Consider the following 16418-nt stretch of genomic DNA (forward strand, 5'->3'; position numbering starts at 1 on the left):
AAGGACCCGTCCAAGGTCGACCGCTCGGCCGCCTACGCGATGCGCTGGGTCGCCAAGAACGTGGTCGCCGCAGGTCTGGCGTCCCGCTGCGAGGTCCAGGTCGCGTACGCGATCGGCAAGGCCGAGCCCGTCGGTCTCTTCGTCGAGACCTTCGGCACCGCCAAGGTCGACGCCGAGAAGATCGAGAAGGCGATCGACGAGGTCTTCGACCTGCGCCCGGCCGCCATCATCCGCGACCTCGACCTGCTCCGCCCGATCTACTCCCAGACCGCCGCGTACGGCCACTTCGGCCGCGAGCTCCCCGACTTCACCTGGGAGCGCACGGACCGCGTGGACGCCCTGCGCAAGGCCGCGGGCCTGTAACCCCGGAGCCGCCTCGACGAAGGCCCGGTTTCCCCTTCGGGGGAGCCGGGCCTTCGCCGCGCCCGGGGGCCGGGGGAAGCGGCCGGGTGCCGAGAGTGATCTCGGGCGGCGCCGGTTGTCAGTGGTGTTTGGTAAGAATGCAAGGGTGAGCAGCGAGAACGGGCAGGGGGGCGAGGGCGCCGGAGGGGCGCCGCCGGAGCAGCTCGCGCTCATTCGGGAGAGCGTGCGGGGGGCCAAGGTGCCCCGGGCCAAACCCCGGACCTGGCGGGGGGCCGAGCTGGCCGAGCGGTTGCCGGTCGCGCGGGTGCTCGTGGACAAGGGTGTGCTCCATCTCGACCGGTACTTCGACTACGCCGTCCCCGCCGAGCTGGACGCCGACGCGCAGCCGGGGGTGCGGGTGCGGGTGCGGTTCGGGGCCGGCCGGCACCGGGTGCGGGACGGGCGCCGCGAAGGCGGGGGACTCATCGACGGGTTCCTGGTGGAGCGGCTCGCCGAGTCCGACTACGCGGGGCCGCTGGCCGCCCTGGCCCAGGTGGTGTCGCCCGAGCCGGTGCTGAGCGCGGAGCTGCTGCGGCTCGCACGGGCGGTCGCCGACCGGTACGCGGGAAGCCTCGCGGATGTGCTGCAGCTGGCCGTGCCGCCGCGCAGCGCACGGGCCGAGAAGCGGCCGTCCCCCGAACCGCTGCCGCCCCCGCCGGTGCCCGGCGCCGGATCCTGGACGCGGTACGAGCACGGGACCGCCTTCGTCGAGGCGCTGGCCTCCGGCGGCACGCCGCGTGCGGTGTGGAACGCCCTGCCGGGGCCCGGGTGGAGCGAGGAGATCGCCCGGGCCGTCGCCGCCACGCTCGCCTCGGGACGCGGCGCGCTCGTCGTCGTACCGGACGGGCGGGCCGCCGCGCGGGTCGATGCCGCGCTGACCGATGTGCTGGGCGAAGGGCGGCACGCGCTGCTCACGGCCGATGCCGGGCCCGAGAAGCGGTATGCGCAGTGGCTGGCCGTCAGCCGCGGCTCGGTGCGGGCGGTGGTGGGGACGCGGGCGGCCATGTTCGCGCCCGTCCGGGATCTCGGGCTCGTCGCGATCTGGGACGACGGGGACGACAGCCACAGTGAACAGCACGCTCCGCAGCCGCATGCGCGGGATGTGCTGCTGTTGCGTGCTGCGCTGGACAAGTGCGGGTTTCTGCTCGGCAGTTGGAGCTGCACGGTGGAGGCCGCACAGCTCGTGGAGAACGGCTGGGCGCGGCCCCTGGTGGCGGGACGGGAGCAGGTACGGCGGGCGGCACCGCTGGTACGGACGGTCGGCGACGGAGACCTCGCACGGGACGAGGCCGCACGGGCCGCGCGGCTGCCGACGCTCGCCTGGCAGGCCGTCCGGGACGGACTGCGGCACGGGCCGGTGCTGGTGCAGGTGCCCCGGCGGGGGTATGTGCCGCGGATGGCCTGCGCCCAGTGCCGGGAACCGGCTCGTTGCCGGCACTGCGCCGGTCCGCTGGAGGCGCGGGACGCCGGGGCGCTGGCATGCGGGTGGTGCGGGCGTGCGGAGGGCGACTGGCACTGCCCCGAGTGCGGCGGCTTCCGGCTGCGGGCCCAGGTGGTCGGGGCCCGGCGGACCGCCGAGGAGTTGGGGCGGGCCTTTCCCGCCGTACCCGTACGGACCTCGGGGCGCGAGCAGGTGCTGGACACCGTGCCGGGGACACCCGCACTGGTCGTGAGCACCCCGGGCGCGGAGCCGGTCGCCGAGGGCGGCTACGCGGCGGCCCTGCTGCTGGACGGCTGGGCCATGCTGGGGCGGCCGGATCTGCGGGCCGGTGAGGACGCGCTGCGCCGGTGGATCGCGGCCGGGGCACTGGTGCGGCCGCAGGGGGACGGCGGGACCGTGGTCGTCGTCGCGGAGCCGACGCTGCGGCCCGTGCAGGCGCTGGTGCGGTGGGATCCCGTCGGGCACGCGGTACGGGAGTTGGCCGAGCGGGCGGAGCTGGGGTTTCCGCCGGTGTCGCGGATGGCGGCGGTCTCGGGGACGGCGGAGGCGCTCGCCGAGTTCCTCGGTACGGCCGAACTGCCTTCGGATGCCGAGGTGTTGGGGCCGGTGCCGGTGCCCGTGGTGCGGGCCGGGGCGCCTCGGCGGGCGGGGGCGCCGCCGCCGGGGGAGCACTGGGAGCGGGCGCTGGTACGGGTGCCGCCGGGGAGCGGGGCGGCGCTCGCCTCCGCGCTGAAGTCGGCTCAGGCGGCGCGGATGGCGCGGGGGAGCGGGAGCGGGGCCGGGGGCGGGGAGGCGGTCCGGGTGCGGATCGATCCGCCGGACATCGGGTGACCGGCAGACGGCTGCCCTCCCGGGTGCTTGCCGGGAGGGCAGAGGCGGGCGGGTCGGCCCTTCAGGTCAGCCGTGGTGTCGGTCGGCCGCTGTGTGCGTCAGCCGTTGCGTCAGCCGTTGCGCGGGCCGGGGAAGGCTGTCGGCCTGGCCTCGTCGCGGAGGGTGGGGCTGCCGGCGGTCGGCTGGGTCGGCATGGAGCGGGCGGCCGGGACCGTCGGCACGGTGGTGGGCAGGCCGCCGCCCACGTTGATCGTGCGGGACCCCGACGGTTCCGTGGACCGGTCGGGCTCGGCGGTGACCGTCGTCGTCTGGGCCGCGGCGCGACGGGCGCCGTAACGGCGGTGCACCGCCTGCTTGGTGACTCCGAGCGCGGAGCCCACCGCGTCCCACGAGAAGCCGAGTGAACGGTCGAAGTCCACGGCGGCCGTGACCAGGGTCTCGACACTGTCCCGGAGTTCCTGGGCGAGACGGACCGTCGGGGCGGGGGCGCGTCCGTAGACGACGAAGCCCGTGGACGGGCCGGAGCGGCGCGGGCGGTAGACGTTGCCCAACTGGGCGGTGAGCGTGCGTAGTGCGTCCACCTGTCGGCGGACCCGCTCGATGTCCCGCACCAGCAAGTGCAGGCTGGCCCGGGCCTGGGCGTCGTGGGTTGCGTGGTCGGCCATGAACAAGCCTCTCGAACCGGCGTTGAAAGGAATGGGCCGCGCATGCGGCCCGTTGTGGTCAACTCTCTCTTGACCAACGCGTGGGCGCTCCGCTGGTCACGGTGTGGGGGCGTATGGGCATATGCGTACGCCGTGCGGCGGGGGTTGCACCACCCGGGAGCCTCTCCCACCCGCGCACCACTCGTCCCGGTGGGCAGAGAGGTCGGGCGACCTGTGGGGGTACTCGGCGCCGGCGGCCGGCCGTTCGCTGTGGCGGGAATCCCGGGAGCTTCTCTCACCCGCGCACCACTCGTCCCGGTCGGCAGAGAGGTCGGGCGACCTGTGGGGGTACTCGGCGCCGGCGGCCGGCCGCTCGCTGTGGGCGGTTGGCTTGGTCGTTGGGCGTTCGCCGTGGGTGGTGGTTGATTGTTGCGGCATAGACTTGTGTGTTGCCCGTGTTGATGTCGTTCGAGAGGGTCGCAGTCGCCCATGAAGCTTGTCTTCGCCGGTACCCCCGAAGTCGCCGTTCCTGCTCTGGACGCTCTCATCTCCTCCGGACGGCACGAGGTGGCCGCCGTGGTCACGCGCCCCGATGCGCCGGCCGGGCGGGGGCGCAGGCTGGTCGCTTCTCCTGTGGCCGAGCGGGCGATGGAGGCCGGGATCGAGGTGCTGAGGCCGCTCAAGCCGCGCGATCCGGAGTTTCTGGAGCGGCTGAGGGAGATCGGGCCGGACTGCTGTCCGGTGGTCGCGTACGGCGCGCTGCTGCCGCGGGTTGCGCTGGACGTGCCGGTCCACGGGTGGGTCAACCTGCACTTCTCGCTGCTTCCCGCCTGGCGCGGGGCAGCTCCGGTGCAGCACTCCATCATGGGGGGCGACGAGATCACGGGCGCATCTACGTTCCTCATCGAGGAGGGGCTCGACTCCGGGCCCGTCTACGGCACCGTCACCGAGGAGATCCGGCCCACCGACACCAGCGGTGACCTGCTGACCCGGCTCGCCTTCGCCGGGGCCGGCCTGCTCGCCGCGACCATGGACGGCATCGAGGACGGCAGGCTCAAGGCCGTACCGCAGCCCGGGGAGGGCATCACCCTCGCGCCGAAGATCACCGTCGAGGACGCGAAGGTCGACTGGGCGGCGCCGGCGCTGAGGGTCGACCGGGTGGTGCGGGGCTGCACCCCGGCCCCCGGCGCCTGGACCACCTTCCGCGGTGAGCGGCTCAAGCTCATCCAGGTCACGCCGGTGCCCGAGCGGACCGATCTCGCCCCGGCCCGGATCGCCGTGGGGAAGAACAGCGTGCACGTGGGGACGGGGTCGTACGCCGTGGAACTGCTGTGGGTGCAGGCCCAGGGCAAGAAGCCGATGCGGGCCGCCGACTGGGCGCGCGGCGTGCGCATCGGCACCGGGGAGTCCCTCGGAGCCTGAGCGCCCTCTCCCAGCAGCGGCTTTCCGGCGTACGCGGCGTACGCTGGGAGTCGCCTCATCCTCATACCCGGAGCACCTTTTTCGTGAGCGAGCAGTCCCGGCGGCCGCGCAGGCCCGCCAAGCCATACCGTCGTCCCCAGAGGGACCCCGTCCGCATCCTCGCCTTCGAGGCGCTGCGCGCCGTGGACGAGCGGGACGCGTACGCCAACCTCGTGCTGCCGCCACTGCTCCGCAAGGCCCGGGAGAAGGAGGGACCCGAAAAGTTCGACGGGCGGGACGCCGCGCTCGCGACCGAGCTGGTGTACGGGACACTGCGCCGGCAGGGGACGTACGACGCGATCATCGCCGAGTGCGTCGACCGGCCGCTGCGCGAGGTGGACCCGCCGGTCCTTGACGTGCTCAGTCTGGGTGTGCACCAGCTGCTCGGCACGCGGATTCCCAGCCACGCGGCCGTCTCCGCCTCCGTCGAACTGGCCCGGGTGGTGCTGGGCGACGGGCGGGCCAAGTTCGTCAACGCCGTGCTCCGCAAGGTCGCGCAGGACGATCTCGACGGCTGGATCGCGAAGGTCGCGCCGCCCTACGACGAGGACCCCGAGGACCATCTCGCCGTGGTGCACTCGCATCCGCGGTGGGTCGTCTCCGCGCTCTGGGATTCGTTGGGGGGCGGACGCGCGGGGATCGAGGAGCTGCTGGCCGCCGACAACGAGCGGCCCGAGGTGACGCTGGTCGCCCGGCCCGGGCGGGCCACCGCCGAGGAACTCCTCGGGGAGGAGGCCGCCGTACGGGGGCGCTGGTCGCCGTACGCCGTGCGGCTCACCGAGGGCGGGGAGCCCGGCGCCATCCCGGCCGTCCAGGAGGGCCGGGCGGGTGTGCAGGACGAGGGCAGCCAGCTGGTCGCCCTCGCGCTCGCCGACGTGCCGGTCGAGGGCCCGGACGAGAAGTGGCTGGACGGCTGTGCCGGACCCGGCGGCAAGGCCGCGCTGCTCGCCGCGCTGGCCGCCGAGCGGGGGGCCGTGCTGCTCGCCTCCGAGAAGCAGCCGCACCGGGCCGGGTTGGTGGCGAAGGCGCTGCACGGCAACCCGGGGCCGTACCAGGTCATCGCCGCCGACGGCACCCGGCCGCCGTGGCGCCCCGGCACCTTCGACCGGGTCCTGATGGACGTTCCCTGCACGGGGCTGGGCGCGCTGCGCCGCCGCCCGGAGGCACGGTGGCGCCGCCGTCCCGAGGACCTCGACAACTTCGGTCCGCTGCAGCGTGCGCTGTTGCGTACCGCGATCGACTCGGTGCGGGTGGGCGGGGTGGTCGGTTACGCGACCTGTTCCCCGCATCTGGCGGAGACGCGGGCGGTGGTCCAGGACGTGCTGAAGCAGTGTCCGGAGACCGAGCTGGTGGATGCGCGGCCGTTGCTGCCGGGGGTGCCGGAGCTCGGGGAAGGGCCGGATGTGCAGCTGTGGCCGCATGTGCACGGCACGGACGCGATGTACCTGGCGCTGATCCGGAGGACTGGCTGAGGCGGGGGGGTGGGGACGCTTACCGGCGCTGGCGCTTGCAGGCTGCCGCTGCGCCCACCCGTGCCGCCCTGCGGCACGCCTGCCCGCAGCTGAGTGGCTGACATGCAGGACGCGGCTGGACAGCGCCCCGTAAGGGGCGCGGGGAACTGCGCGAGCAACCCCCGCCCACCCGCACCGGACCCACAACCGAAACCGCCCCCGAACCCCACTCGGCTCCCCCCGTCAGGGCATGGCACGCTTGGGGCATGGCCGTGCAGATCAACCCCAGCATCCTGTCCGCCGACTTCGCCCGCCTCGCGGACGAGGCGAAGGCGGTCGAAGGCGCCGACTGGCTCCACATCGACGTCATGGACAACCACTTCGTCCCGAACCTCACGCTCGGCGTGCCGGTCGTAGAGTCCCTGGCCCGTGCTACGGACACCCCGCTGGACTGCCACCTGATGATCGAGGCCCCTGATCGGTGGGCGCCGCAGTACGTCGAAGCGGGGGCCTCCTCCGTCACCTTCCACGTGGAGGCGGCCGCCGCGCCCGTGCGGCTCGCGCGGGAGATCCGGGCGAAGGGCGCCCGCGCCTCCATGGCGCTCAAGCCCGCCACGCCCATCGAGCCGTACGAGGACCTGCTCCCCGAGCTGGACATGCTGCTGATCATGACGGTCGAGCCGGGTTTCGGCGGCCAGGCGTTCCTCGACATCATGCTGCCGAAGATCCGCCGCACCCGGGAGTTGATCAGCAAGCACGGACTGGAGCTGTGGCTGCAGGTCGACGGTGGAGTTTCCGCGTCGACGATCGAACGGTGCGCGGACGCCGGAGCCGACGTTTTTGTGGCAGGTTCAGCGGTGTACGGGGCAAACGACCCGGCAGCGGCGGTACGTGCACTACGCACCCAGGCGGCGACGGCCACCGCCCAGGCGTCGTGGGCGTGCGACCACTGAGGTACGGGAACGTGAACGGCTCCGATCAGGGCTGATCAAGTGCGCCGGATCTGCAAGGATGAACGGCGTATCCAGAGTGTGAACAGCAGTGAGGAGATGGCCGTGTCGGGTATGTCGGCGGGCCGGTCAGCCATGCGGATGGGACCCGCAGAGCTGGTGCAGGCGGCGGCCATGGCCCGCCGCTTCTACCTCGAAGGCAAGTCCAAGATCCAGATCGCTGAGGAGTTCGGCGTCAGCCGCTTCAAAGTGGCCCGGGTACTGGAGACTGCCCTCGAAAGGGATCTCGTACGCATCGAGATCCGCGTACCGGCCGAACTGGACGCCGAGCGCTCGGACGCGCTCCGCGCCCGCTACGGCCTGCGGCATGCCGTGGTGGTCGAGTCCCCGGCCGAGGCGGAGGAGACCCCGGATCCCGAGAACCTCGGCGAGGTCGCCGCGGATCTGCTCGGGGAACTCGTCAACGAGGGGGATGTGCTCGGCCTCGCCTGGGGCCGGTCCACCATCCACATGGCGGCCGCGCTCGACCGGCTGCCGCCCTGCACGGTGGTGCAGCTGACGGGCGTGTACGACGCCGGGACCTCCGAGCGCGGCTCGGTGGAGGCCGTCCGGCGGGCCGCCCAGGTGTCGGGCGGCGACGCCCACCCCATCTACGCGCCGATGCTGCTGCCCGACGCGGCCACCGCGGCCGCGCTGCGCAACCAGACCGGGATCGCCCGCGCCTTCGAGTACTTCGACAAGGTCACGGTCGCCTGTGTCTCCATCGGCTCGTGGGAGCGCGGTATCTCCACGGTGCACGACATGCTCAGCGACGAGGAGCGCGCGCACTACGCCACGCTGGGCGTCGCCGCCGAGATGGCCGCGCACCTCTTCGACGCCGAAGGCCGCCGGGTCGGACGGGACCTGGGGGAACGCTGCATCACGGTCAAGGCCGACCAGCTGCGCCGTATCCCCGAGGTCGTCGCGATCGCGGGCGGGCAGCGCAAGGCGGCCGCGATCGACGCGGTGCTGCGGTCGGGGCTGGTCACCAGCCTCGTCACGGACACCTCGGCCGCCGACTACCTGATGACGGCGGGCACCACTCCGAAGCCCGCGCTGAGCCGCGCGGACCCGGACGGTCCCTGACCCGGATCATGCCATCGCCGCGGCAGCCGGCCTGACAACGCTGCCGCGGCGGACGAGCGGGCCCTGGAGACAGGGTTTCAGGACTCGGCCGGCAGCGCCGCGTCGATGAGGACGGCGGCCGCCTCCCGGGCGACCGCGCCCACCGACGGGTCGCGGTCCATCCGCGCGGACACCACGCCCCCGTCGTACAGCAGGTGCAGGCGGCGGCCGAGCGCCCCGGGATCCGGGGCGCCGGCATCCCGGGCGAGGTCGGTGAACAGGGCCCGGACCCAGGCGCGGGAGACGTCGGAGGCCTCCTCGATGGCGCTGCCGTGCTTGGCCTCGGCGCTGGCCGCCATGAACGCGCACCCGTGGTAGTCCTGCTCGCTGAAGAGTTCGGCCTGCGCGTCGAAGACGGCCAGCAGCCGGTCCCGCGGGTTGCCGGCGGCGTCGACAGCGCGCAGCAGCCGCTCGGTCAGCCTGGCGTGCCGGGATTCGAGGTAGGCCCGGATGAGCTGTTCCTTGCCGCCGAAGGTGTTGTACAGCGAGGCCTTGGCGACGCCGGCGTGCTCGATGATCCGGTCGATCCCGACCGTCTGCACGCCCTCCGCGTAGAACAGCTCGTTCGCCGCCGAGAGCAGCCGCTCCCGTGCGGTGGGGGCCTTGGCGGCAGTCGACGTCTTCGTCATGCCACTCACCTTCCCGTCACTTCCGGACTTCCACTCTATGGCTGACCAGACCGGTCTACTCAGTCAGCGTGCCTGCGTGAGGCTCTCGGGCTGCTCCGCCCGGACCGTCACCGACTGCGCGCCGCCGGACGCCACCTTCACCCCGGGTCCGCTCTGCGGCCTGCCGTGCCGCAGCAGCAGGGCGGCCAGGGCCAGCAGCGCCAGGGCGATGACCACCGCGCCGTACTCCTCGGAGGTCGGGACCAGCCCGCCCCCGTGCACCACCAGCGCGCCGGCGGCGACCGAGGGGACGCCCATGCCGAGATAGGCGACGACGAACAGCAGCGACAGCACGCCCGAGCTCTCGTGGGGCTCGGCCAGCGGCAGCACGGTGCGGATGCCGCCCTGGAAACCGCTGCCGAAGCCGAGGCCGGCGACGGCCGTGCCGACGAAGAACAGCCCCGGGGCGCTCAGATCCACGGCGACCAGGGTCAGGGCGACCCCGGCGACGAGCGCGCCGATGCCGGTGTACATCACGGTCGTGGACTGCGCCTTGCGCAGCGCGAGGACCGAGGCGGCCGCGACGAACGCGAGGACGAAGAGGCCGAGACCGCCCCAGACGGCGGAGGTGGAGCCGACCAGGGTGCGGACCAGGGCGGGGCCGAGGGAGCCGTAGAACCCGGCGAGGGCCCAGACGGCGAAGATGACGGGTGCCGCCGCGAGGACCGCGCCGCGGACCGTGCGCGGCAGCCTGATCTCGGGCACCAGGCTGGCCAGGGCGCCCGGCTGCTTGGTGACGGTCTCGTCGATCAGGGCGACGGCGACGGCCTGGGCGGCGAACACGGCCAGCAGGCCGAGGTAGATCGCGTGGGTCGGGGCGGGCAGGTACTGCACGACGAAGCCGCTGACCAGAGAGCCCGTCGCGGTGCCGAGGCCGGGGGCGAAGGCGTTCGCCAGGGTGCCGCGGGAGCGGTTGATGTCCATCATCGCGGCGCCGACCGCGCCGAGGGCGGCGCCGGTGGACAGGCCCTGGACGATGCGGGCGACGAGCAGTTCGCCGACGCCCCCGGCGGTGGAGAAGATCAGCATCGCGGCGGCCTGGGCGGCGATCGCGGTGATCAGGACCGGGCGGCGGCCGACGTGGTCGGACAGCTTGCCGAGGACCAGCAGGCCGGAGAGGACGGCGATCGCGTAGACACCGAAGACGACCGTGGTGGTGATCGGGGTGAACCCCCATTCGGCCTGGTAGGTCGCGTAGAGCGGGGTGGGCGCGCTGGAGGCGGCGAGGAAGGAGACGACGACGGAGGCGAGCAGGTAGAACGCGGCGCGCGGCGGGATCGGCTTGCGCGTCGCCCTGGGGCGCTCGGCACGCTGGGTTCGCTCGTGCGGTGCGAGGTGGTTCATCGGAGATCCTTCGCGGGGACGGGGCCGAAGATCGTCGGTTCGGAGGTCCTTGGTGAGTAGACAGGTCTGTCTGTCCTCCCTGGCCAACCGGATAGACAGGTCTGTCTATTCCGCCGGGCGAAAGATTCTTCGGAATTTCTCCGTGCCCCCGACCGTGCTCAGGCGGCGTCGCCGGTCGCACGGAACGCGCGGCTGCCCGGGCCGGTCCGGCGGGCGTGGTCCTCACCCGTTCATGTGATGCCGGGGCGGCAAGGGCTCATGCTGTGATCGGGAACGGGTCGGTGCGCGAGCCGCACTCACGGCAGAAGGAGACCACCATGACCGGTTTCGCCCCCATCCCTGATCACGACCTGCGTTCTGCGGCGGCCGAGGCGCTGCGCACGGTCGATCTGCGGGAGGCCGGCGCCGGGATCCCGGACAACAACAAGCAGGCGCAGCTCAAGGTGTGGATGGACATGGTGGTAGCCCGCGCGGCCGAACTGATGCCGACGGCCTGGGAGAAGCGGATCGGCGGGACCGACATCTTTCGTTCCGGCCATCTCAACGCCGTCGCGTGGAGCGTCTTCATCGACTGAACGCCGTCAACCCCGAGTATGTGTACGACAGACCGTGTGCCGATCGCATCGGGAGGACGCGTTGACCACTGAACCCCAGTCCGTGCCGGGAGCCGAACCGCAGCCGGTGCTCGGCCCGTTGACCACCGCCGCGATCTTCCTGGTGCTCACCGTCCGCCCCGGCGGCGAGGAGACGGCACGGGAGGTGCTGGGCGATCTCCGCGCGCTGGAGCGCAGCTTCGGGTTCGGTACCCCGGAGGCCGCGTTGAGCTGTGTGGCGGGGATCGGCTCCGCCGCCTGGGACCGCCTGTTCGACCACCCCCGCCCGGCGGGCCTGCACCCCTTCCGGCCGCTGGAGGGGCCCCGGCACACCGCGGTCGCCACCCCCGGCGACCTCCTCCTGCACATCCGGGCCACCCGGTTCGACCTCTGCTTCGGGCTCGCCGCCGAGATCATGCGCCGGCTGCGCGACGCGGTGACCGTCGAGGACGAGGTGCCGGGCTTCAAGTACCTCGACGCCCGCGACCTGCTGGGCTTCGTCGACGGCACCGAGAACCCGGTCGGCGCCGCCGCCTGCCGGGCCGTCCTGATCGGCGCGGAGGACCCCGGCCATGCCGGCGGCAGCTACGTGGTCGTACAGAAGTACGTCCACGACCTCGACGCGTGGAACGCGCTGCCCGCCGAGACGCAGGAGCGGATCATCGGGCGTACGAAGGCCACCAACCTCGAACTGGCGGAGCCGGCCTCCCACGTGGACCTGAACACGATCACCGGACCGGACGGCGAGGAACAGCAGATCCTGCGGGACAACATGCCGTTCGGCAGCCCCGGCGGCGGCGAGTTCGGCACCTACTTCATCGGGTACGCCCGGACGCCGGACGTCATCGAGCACATGCTGCGCAACATGTTCCTCGGCACCGCCGACGCCACCCACGACCGGATCCTCGACTTCTCCACCGCGATCACCGGCACACTCTTCTTCGTGCCGTCCGACGACTTCCTGGACGACCTGCCCGCGCTCCCCGAAGCCGGGCGGAGAGGACGATGAGACAGACATGTCCGCACATGTGATCGTGCTGCCGGGCGGCGGCTACGTGCAGCACGCCCAGCACGAGGCCGAGCCGGTCGCCGAGTGGCTCACCGGGCTGGGGCTGGGCCTGGCGGCGAGCGTCTTCCGGTACCCCCTCGACGTCCGGCATCCGGTGCCCCTCGAAGCGCTGCGCGCCGAGATCCGGCGCCTGCGCGCCGAAGGGGCCGACCGGATCGGGCTCGTGGGGTTCTCGGCGGGCGGGCATCTCGCGGGTCTGGCGGCCCTGGCCGCGGACCACGACGTCCGGACGTCGGTGCAGTTCGCCGTGCTCGGCTACGCCATCACCTCGATGGAGACCGAGACCTACCGGCCCTCGCGGATCGTCCTGCTGGGCGAGGACGCCTCGCCGGAGCTGCGCCGGGCCACCTCGCTCGACGCGCTGGTGACCCCGGCGGCGCCGCCGTTCTTCCTCTGGCACACGGCGGAGGACCCGTACGTCTGGCCGGAGCACACCTACCGTCTGGCCACGGCCCTGGCCGCCAACGACGTGCCGCACACCGTGCACGTCTATCCCCACGGCCCGCACAGCCTGGGCCTCGCCCACGGCGCGGGCGAGGCCTCGACCTGGACCCGCTCGGCGGCGGCCTGGCTGGCCGAACAGACCGGCTCCGCAACCCCTCCTGGACGGCACTGAGATGACGACGAGTCCGCATCTGGTCACCCTCGACCTCGCCGGGGTCGCCGACAAGGCCGGCCTCATGGAGCGCGTCGCCTCCGCCCTGGCTCTGCCCGGCTGGTTCGGGCGCAACTGGGACGCCCTCACCGACAGCCTCCGCGACCCCTCGGTGTGGCCGCCGGAGACCGTCGGCCGCGGGCTCCTGGTCGTCGTCACCGAGTGGCAGGGATACGCACGGACCCGGCCGGACGAGTGGGAGACCGCCCGGCGGGTGTTCACCGACGCGTCCGCCGACGAACCCGCGCTGACCATCGCTCTCGCCCTCGGCTGACCTCGTCCCCGTAGGTTCCTCCAAATGAGCTCTGACCTGCCTGGACCTTCGTCCCGGGCATGACGTACCGGTCCGCATGGGAGAATGAAGTACGTGCTTTTCCCTCTGGCCGGCCGGTCCGGGGGTCACCTCTGATCGACTGGGATGTGCGGCACGTGCGTTTCCTCAATGACATCCAGCCCCCGTACGACCTGACGTACGACGACGTCTTCATGGTGCCGAGCCGCTCCGCGGTCGGCTCGCGTCAGGGCGTGGACCTCAACTCGCCGGACGGCACGGGCACCACCATCCCGCTCGTCGTCGCCAACATGACCGCGATCGCGGGCCGGCGGATGGCCGAGACGGTGGCCCGGCGCGGCGGACTCGTCGTGATCCCGCAGGACATCCCGATCGACGTGGTCACCGATGTCATCACCTGGGTGAAGAGCCGCCACCTGGTGCTGGACACCCCGATCGTGCTGGCCCCGCACCAGACCGTCGCCGACGCGCTGGCCCTGCTGCCGAAGCGGGCGCACAACGCCGGTGTCGTCGTCGACGAGGACGGCCGTCCCGTGGGCGTCGTCACCGACCGGGACCTCACCGGAGTCGACCGCTTCACGCAGCTCGCCGAGGTCATGTCCCGTGACCTGCTGCTGCTCGACGCGGACATCGACCCGCGCGAGGCCTTCAACAAGCTGGACGGCGCCAACCGCCGCTACGCCCCGGCGGTCGACCGGGACGGCAAGCTCGCCGGCATCCTCACCCGCAAGGGCGCCCTGCGCGCCACCCTGTACACCCCGGCGACCGACGCGCACGGCAGGCTGCGGATCGCCGCCGCCGTCGGCATCAACGGCGACTTCGCGGACAAGGCCAAGCAGTTGCTCGACGCGGGCGTCGACACGCTCGTCATCGACACCGCGCACGGTCACCAGGAGTCGATGATCAGCGCGATCAAGCTGGTCCGCGGCCTGGACCCGCAGGTCCCGATCGCGGCCGGCAACATCGTCTCCGCCGAGGGCGTCAAGGACCTCGTCGACGCCGGCGCGGACATCATCAAGGTCGGTGTGGGACCCGGTGCCATGTGCACCACCCGCATGATGACCGGCGTCGGCCGGCCGCAGTTCTCGGCGGTCCTGGAGTGCGCAGCCGAGGCGCGCAAGTACGGCAAGCACGTCTGGGCCGACGGCGGTGTCCGGCACCCCCGTGACGTCGCCATGGCGCTCGCCGCCGGTGCCTCCAACGTGATGGTCGGCTCCTGGTTCGCGGGCACCTTCGAGTCCCCGGGCGACCTTCAGCAGGACGCCGACGGACGGCTGTACAAGGAGTCGTTCGGCATGGCCTCCGCGCGGGCGGTGCGCAACCGCACCTCGGACGAGTCGGCCTACGACCGCGCCCGCAAGGCGCTCTTCGAGGAGGGCATCTCCACCTCCCGGATGTTCCTGGACCCGGCCCGGCCGGGCGTGGAGGACCTGATCGACTCGATCATCGCGGGGGTGCGGTCGTCGTGCACCTATGCCGGTGCCGGGTCGCTGGAGGAGTTCGCGGAGAAGGCGATCGTGGGGATCCAGAGCGCGGCGGGGTACGCGGAGGGCAAGCCGCTGCACGCCAGCTGGAGCTAGCCGCTGCGCGTGGCAGACGGCGTGCAACAAAAGCGCGCGCCCGTGCTCTACTTCGTATACGGCTACCGCCGGTCCCCTCCTGCACCACCTGAGAGCTGAACGACCCCTTGCTTAACGATCTCGACGAACGCATCGTGCACGCCCTCGCCGAGGACGCCCGCCGCTCCTACGCGGACATCGGGCAGCTGGTCGGCCTGTCCGCGCCTGCCGTCAAACGGCGCGTGGACCGGCTGCGCGCCACCGGGGCGATCACTGGATTCACCGTTCGGGTCGACCCGGCGGCCCTCGGCTGGGAGACCGAGGGGTTCGTCGAGATCTACTGCCGGCGCAACACGTCCCCGGAGACCATCCAGCGGGGCCTGGAGCGCTACCAGGAGGTGGTGGCCGCGTCGACGGTCACCGGTGAGGCCGACGCGGTCGTGCAGGTCTTCGCGTCCGACATGCGGCACTTCGAGAGGGTGCTGGAGCGGATCGCGGGGGAGCCGTTCGTGGAACGGACCAAGTCGGTGCTGGTGCTGTCCCCGCTGCTGCGGCGCTTCTCGTCGGGCGCACCGGGCTGAGCAGGGCGCACCGCTCCGGTGCCTTCGGTGGGGCTGCCGGGGCGTTCGCGGGGTCTGATGTACTGGGGTGATGCCCCTGCCTCAGATGGACCCGTTGGATCTGCGCGTCATCGCGGCCCTCCAGGTGAACGGCAGGGCCTCGTGGCGATCGGTGGCGCAGGCCCTCGGCGAGGGCGAGCGGACGGTGGCCCGGCGGGGAACGCGCCTGCTGGAGAGCGGGCTGGTCCGGGTGGTCGGGCTGGAGAACTTCGCCGAGACGGTCGTGGTGCGGCTGCGCTGCCGGCCCGGCCGGGCGGCGGAGGCGGGCCGGGCCCTCGCGACCCGTGAGGACGCGGTGTTCAGCTGCCGGGTGACCGGCACGGACGACGTGGTGGCGGAGCTGCAGTGCCCCGCGGCCCGGCTGGCGGAGCTGACCGGCGAGGAACTGCCCGCACTGCCCGGCGTCGCGGCGATCGCCACGGACCCCGTGCTGCACTACTACCGCACCGCGCGGGAGTGGCGCCCGGGGCTGCTGACGCCCGCGGAGGCGGCGGCCCTGGAGCCGGCGGCGGTACCGGTGCAGGGGCCGACCCCGGCACCGGTGGACCGTACGCCGGACGAGCGGGCGATCCTGCGGGCGCTGGCCCGGGACGGGCGCCTGACCCTGGAGGAGCTGGCCGCGCTGGCGGGCGTGTCCAAGGCGACGGCCGGGCGGCGGCTCGAAGCGCTGCAGAGCAGTGCGCGCCTCGCGATCCGGGCCGTGGTCGAACCGGCCGCCCTGGGCTTTCCGGTCGAGGGCCTGCTGTGGGTACGGGTGCGGCCCGCGGCGACGGAGGAGACGGCGCGGCTGCTGCTGGGTCTGCCGGCGGTGCGCTATCTGGCCGCGCTGGCGGGCGATTTCCCGCTGCTGGTGAACACCGCGCACAGGTCGCGGGAGGAACTGCAGCGGTTCCTCGTCGACTCCGGGTGGGCTCGGGAGGTGGACCAGGTGCGGACGACGCTGGTGGTGGAGTCGCTGCGCCGGGGCGGGGCCGACGGGACCGATCACAACAGCGCCTCGGCATTGCACTTTGGCTCACTGGAGCCGGATCGCTTGTCTCTTTGACTCACTCCTCTCGTCCGGATGTCGAGATTTCTCACATGCTTCTTGACGGTGTTTTCCCGCCGCGCCTAGCATCCCGTGCCGTGGAGAAGAATTCCGTGCTGACCGCCCGCCGCGAGGTCGACCTGTGTCGCGTCGCGAGCGCCTGCTGTTGTCACGTGCGCTGACGCGCCCTGCCGGACACTTTCCCGGACCCGCGCGGGCCTGACCCGGCCCCGGTCCCGCCCTCCGC

Annotated in this window: 17 protein-coding genes; 14 read left to right on the top strand and 3 right to left on the bottom strand. The window is 72.8% G+C overall.

All coding sequences use genetic code 11. The annotated features are described in order from the left end of the window. Nucleotides 1-363: methionine adenosyltransferase domain-containing protein (locus tag SSP29_RS59970; protein ID WP_245883207.1), on the top strand; the 363-nt coding region annotated here is incomplete at its 5' end. Nucleotides 364-508: 145 nt separating this feature from the next. Then, nucleotides 509-2674 carry a primosomal protein N' gene (locus tag SSP29_RS56375; RefSeq protein WP_089103263.1) on the top strand — a complete coding sequence of 722 codons (2166 nt, stop codon included), beginning with the start codon at nt 509-511 and terminating at the stop codon, nt 2672-2674. A 110-nt stretch (nt 2675-2784) separates the two neighbouring features. Here SSP29_RS56375 and SSP29_RS26295 read toward each other — a convergent pair whose 3' ends face one another. Further along, entirely contained in the window at nt 2785-3339 is a 555-nt protein-coding gene (locus SSP29_RS26295) for a hypothetical protein (RefSeq protein WP_089103264.1), read from the bottom strand. A 468-nt stretch (nt 3340-3807) separates the two neighbouring features. Between SSP29_RS26295 and fmt the strand changes: the two genes are divergently transcribed. From fmt to SSP29_RS26315, 4 genes are all read left to right on the top strand, one after another. Next, on the top strand, nt 3808-4740 hold the full coding sequence (gene fmt / locus SSP29_RS26300; RefSeq protein WP_089103265.1) for a methionyl-tRNA formyltransferase: 933 nt from the start codon (nt 3808-3810) through the stop codon (nt 4738-4740). A gap of 83 nt (nt 4741-4823) precedes the next feature. Next, complete coding sequence (locus SSP29_RS26305) at nt 4824-6251, top strand: RsmB/NOP family class I SAM-dependent RNA methyltransferase (protein ID WP_089103266.1); 1428 nt, start codon at nt 4824-4826, stop codon at nt 6249-6251. A 245-nt stretch (nt 6252-6496) separates the two neighbouring features. Next, the gene (gene rpe / locus SSP29_RS26310) at nt 6497-7183 is read left to right on the top strand and encodes a ribulose-phosphate 3-epimerase (RefSeq protein ID WP_089103267.1); all 687 of its coding nucleotides are present in this window, start codon (nt 6497-6499) and stop codon (nt 7181-7183) included. 78 nt (nt 7184-7261) lie between these two features. Beyond that, nucleotides 7262-8305, top strand: coding sequence for a sugar-binding transcriptional regulator (locus SSP29_RS26315; protein ID WP_150134939.1), 1044 nt, complete (start codon nt 7262-7264; stop codon nt 8303-8305). Nucleotides 8306-8382: 77 nt separating this feature from the next. On the opposite strand, the gene SSP29_RS26320 is transcribed toward SSP29_RS26315, so the two are convergent. Then, on the bottom strand, nt 8383-8973 hold the full coding sequence (locus SSP29_RS26320; RefSeq protein WP_089103269.1) for a TetR/AcrR family transcriptional regulator: 591 nt from the start codon (nt 8971-8973) through the stop codon (nt 8383-8385). 63 nt (nt 8974-9036) lie between these two features. Next, the gene (locus SSP29_RS26325; RefSeq protein ID WP_089103270.1) at nt 9037-10356 is read right to left on the bottom strand and encodes an MFS transporter; all 1320 of its coding nucleotides are present in this window, start codon (nt 10354-10356) and stop codon (nt 9037-9039) included. Nucleotides 10357-10673: 317 nt separating this feature from the next. On the opposite strand from SSP29_RS26325, the gene SSP29_RS26330 reads away from it, so the two are divergent. The 8 genes from SSP29_RS26330 (at nt 10674) to SSP29_RS61275 (ending at nt 16353) form a co-directional block, all read left to right on the top strand. Then, nucleotides 10674-10931 carry a hypothetical protein gene (locus SSP29_RS26330; protein WP_150134940.1) on the top strand — a complete coding sequence of 86 codons (258 nt, stop codon included), beginning with the start codon at nt 10674-10676 and terminating at the stop codon, nt 10929-10931. Between the two features lie 61 nt (nt 10932-10992). Next, the gene (locus SSP29_RS26335; protein ID WP_245883209.1) at nt 10993-11958 is read left to right on the top strand and encodes a Dyp-type peroxidase; all 966 of its coding nucleotides are present in this window, start codon (nt 10993-10995) and stop codon (nt 11956-11958) included. Between the two features lie 7 nt (nt 11959-11965). Beyond that, nucleotides 11966-12634 carry an alpha/beta hydrolase gene (locus SSP29_RS26340; RefSeq protein WP_089103271.1) on the top strand — a complete coding sequence of 223 codons (669 nt, stop codon included), beginning with the start codon at nt 11966-11968 and terminating at the stop codon, nt 12632-12634. A gap of 1 nt (nt 12635) precedes the next feature. After that, the gene (locus SSP29_RS26345) at nt 12636-12947 is read left to right on the top strand and encodes a barstar family protein (RefSeq protein ID WP_089103272.1); all 312 of its coding nucleotides are present in this window, start codon (nt 12636-12638) and stop codon (nt 12945-12947) included. A 155-nt stretch (nt 12948-13102) separates the two neighbouring features. Beyond that, nucleotides 13103-14545, top strand: a complete 1443-nt coding sequence (locus tag SSP29_RS26350) for a GuaB1 family IMP dehydrogenase-related protein (RefSeq protein WP_167450006.1) — start codon at nt 13103-13105, stop codon at nt 14543-14545. Nucleotides 14546-14652: 107 nt separating this feature from the next. Then, complete coding sequence (locus tag SSP29_RS26355) at nt 14653-15105, top strand: Lrp/AsnC family transcriptional regulator (RefSeq protein ID WP_046726552.1); 453 nt, start codon at nt 14653-14655, stop codon at nt 15103-15105. A gap of 70 nt (nt 15106-15175) precedes the next feature. Beyond that, the gene (locus tag SSP29_RS26360; RefSeq protein WP_150134943.1) at nt 15176-16189 is read left to right on the top strand and encodes an Lrp/AsnC family transcriptional regulator; all 1014 of its coding nucleotides are present in this window, start codon (nt 15176-15178) and stop codon (nt 16187-16189) included. Nucleotides 16190-16224: 35 nt separating this feature from the next. After that, a complete protein-coding gene (locus tag SSP29_RS61275) occupies nt 16225-16353 on the top strand; it encodes a putative leader peptide (RefSeq protein ID WP_368669255.1) in 129 nt (42 codons plus the stop codon). Nucleotides 16354-16418: the final 65 nt, after the last annotated feature.

This window comes from Streptomyces hyaluromycini, assembly GCF_002217755.1.
GTDB classification, from domain to species: Bacteria; Actinomycetota; Actinomycetes; order Streptomycetales; family Streptomycetaceae; genus Streptomyces; species Streptomyces hyaluromycini.

Bases quoted from the DNA above. Each gene is read 5' to 3' on its own strand.
- SSP29_RS26295 (WP_089103264.1), bottom strand. From the start codon at position 3,339: ATGGCCGACCACGCAACCCACGACGCCCAGGCCCGGGCCAGCCTGCAC.
- fmt (WP_089103265.1), top strand. From the start codon at position 3,808: ATGAAGCTTGTCTTCGCCGGTACCCCCGAAGTCGCCGTTCCTGCTCTG.
- rpe (WP_089103267.1), top strand. From the start codon at position 6,497: ATGGCCGTGCAGATCAACCCCAGCATCCTGTCCGCCGACTTCGCCCGC.
- SSP29_RS26320 (WP_089103269.1), bottom strand. From the start codon at position 8,973: ATGACGAAGACGTCGACTGCCGCCAAGGCCCCCACCGCACGGGAGCGG.
- SSP29_RS26325 (WP_089103270.1), bottom strand. From the start codon at position 10,356: ATGAACCACCTCGCACCGCACGAGCGAACCCAGCGTGCCGAGCGCCCC.
- SSP29_RS26330 (WP_150134940.1), top strand. From the start codon at position 10,674: ATGACCGGTTTCGCCCCCATCCCTGATCACGACCTGCGTTCTGCGGCG.
- SSP29_RS26340 (WP_089103271.1), top strand. From the start codon at position 11,966: ATGTCCGCACATGTGATCGTGCTGCCGGGCGGCGGCTACGTGCAGCAC.
- SSP29_RS26345 (WP_089103272.1), top strand. From the start codon at position 12,636: ATGACGACGAGTCCGCATCTGGTCACCCTCGACCTCGCCGGGGTCGCC.
- SSP29_RS26360 (WP_150134943.1), top strand. From the start codon at position 15,176: ATGCCCCTGCCTCAGATGGACCCGTTGGATCTGCGCGTCATCGCGGCC.
- SSP29_RS61275 (WP_368669255.1), top strand. From the start codon at position 16,225: ATGCTTCTTGACGGTGTTTTCCCGCCGCGCCTAGCATCCCGTGCCGTG.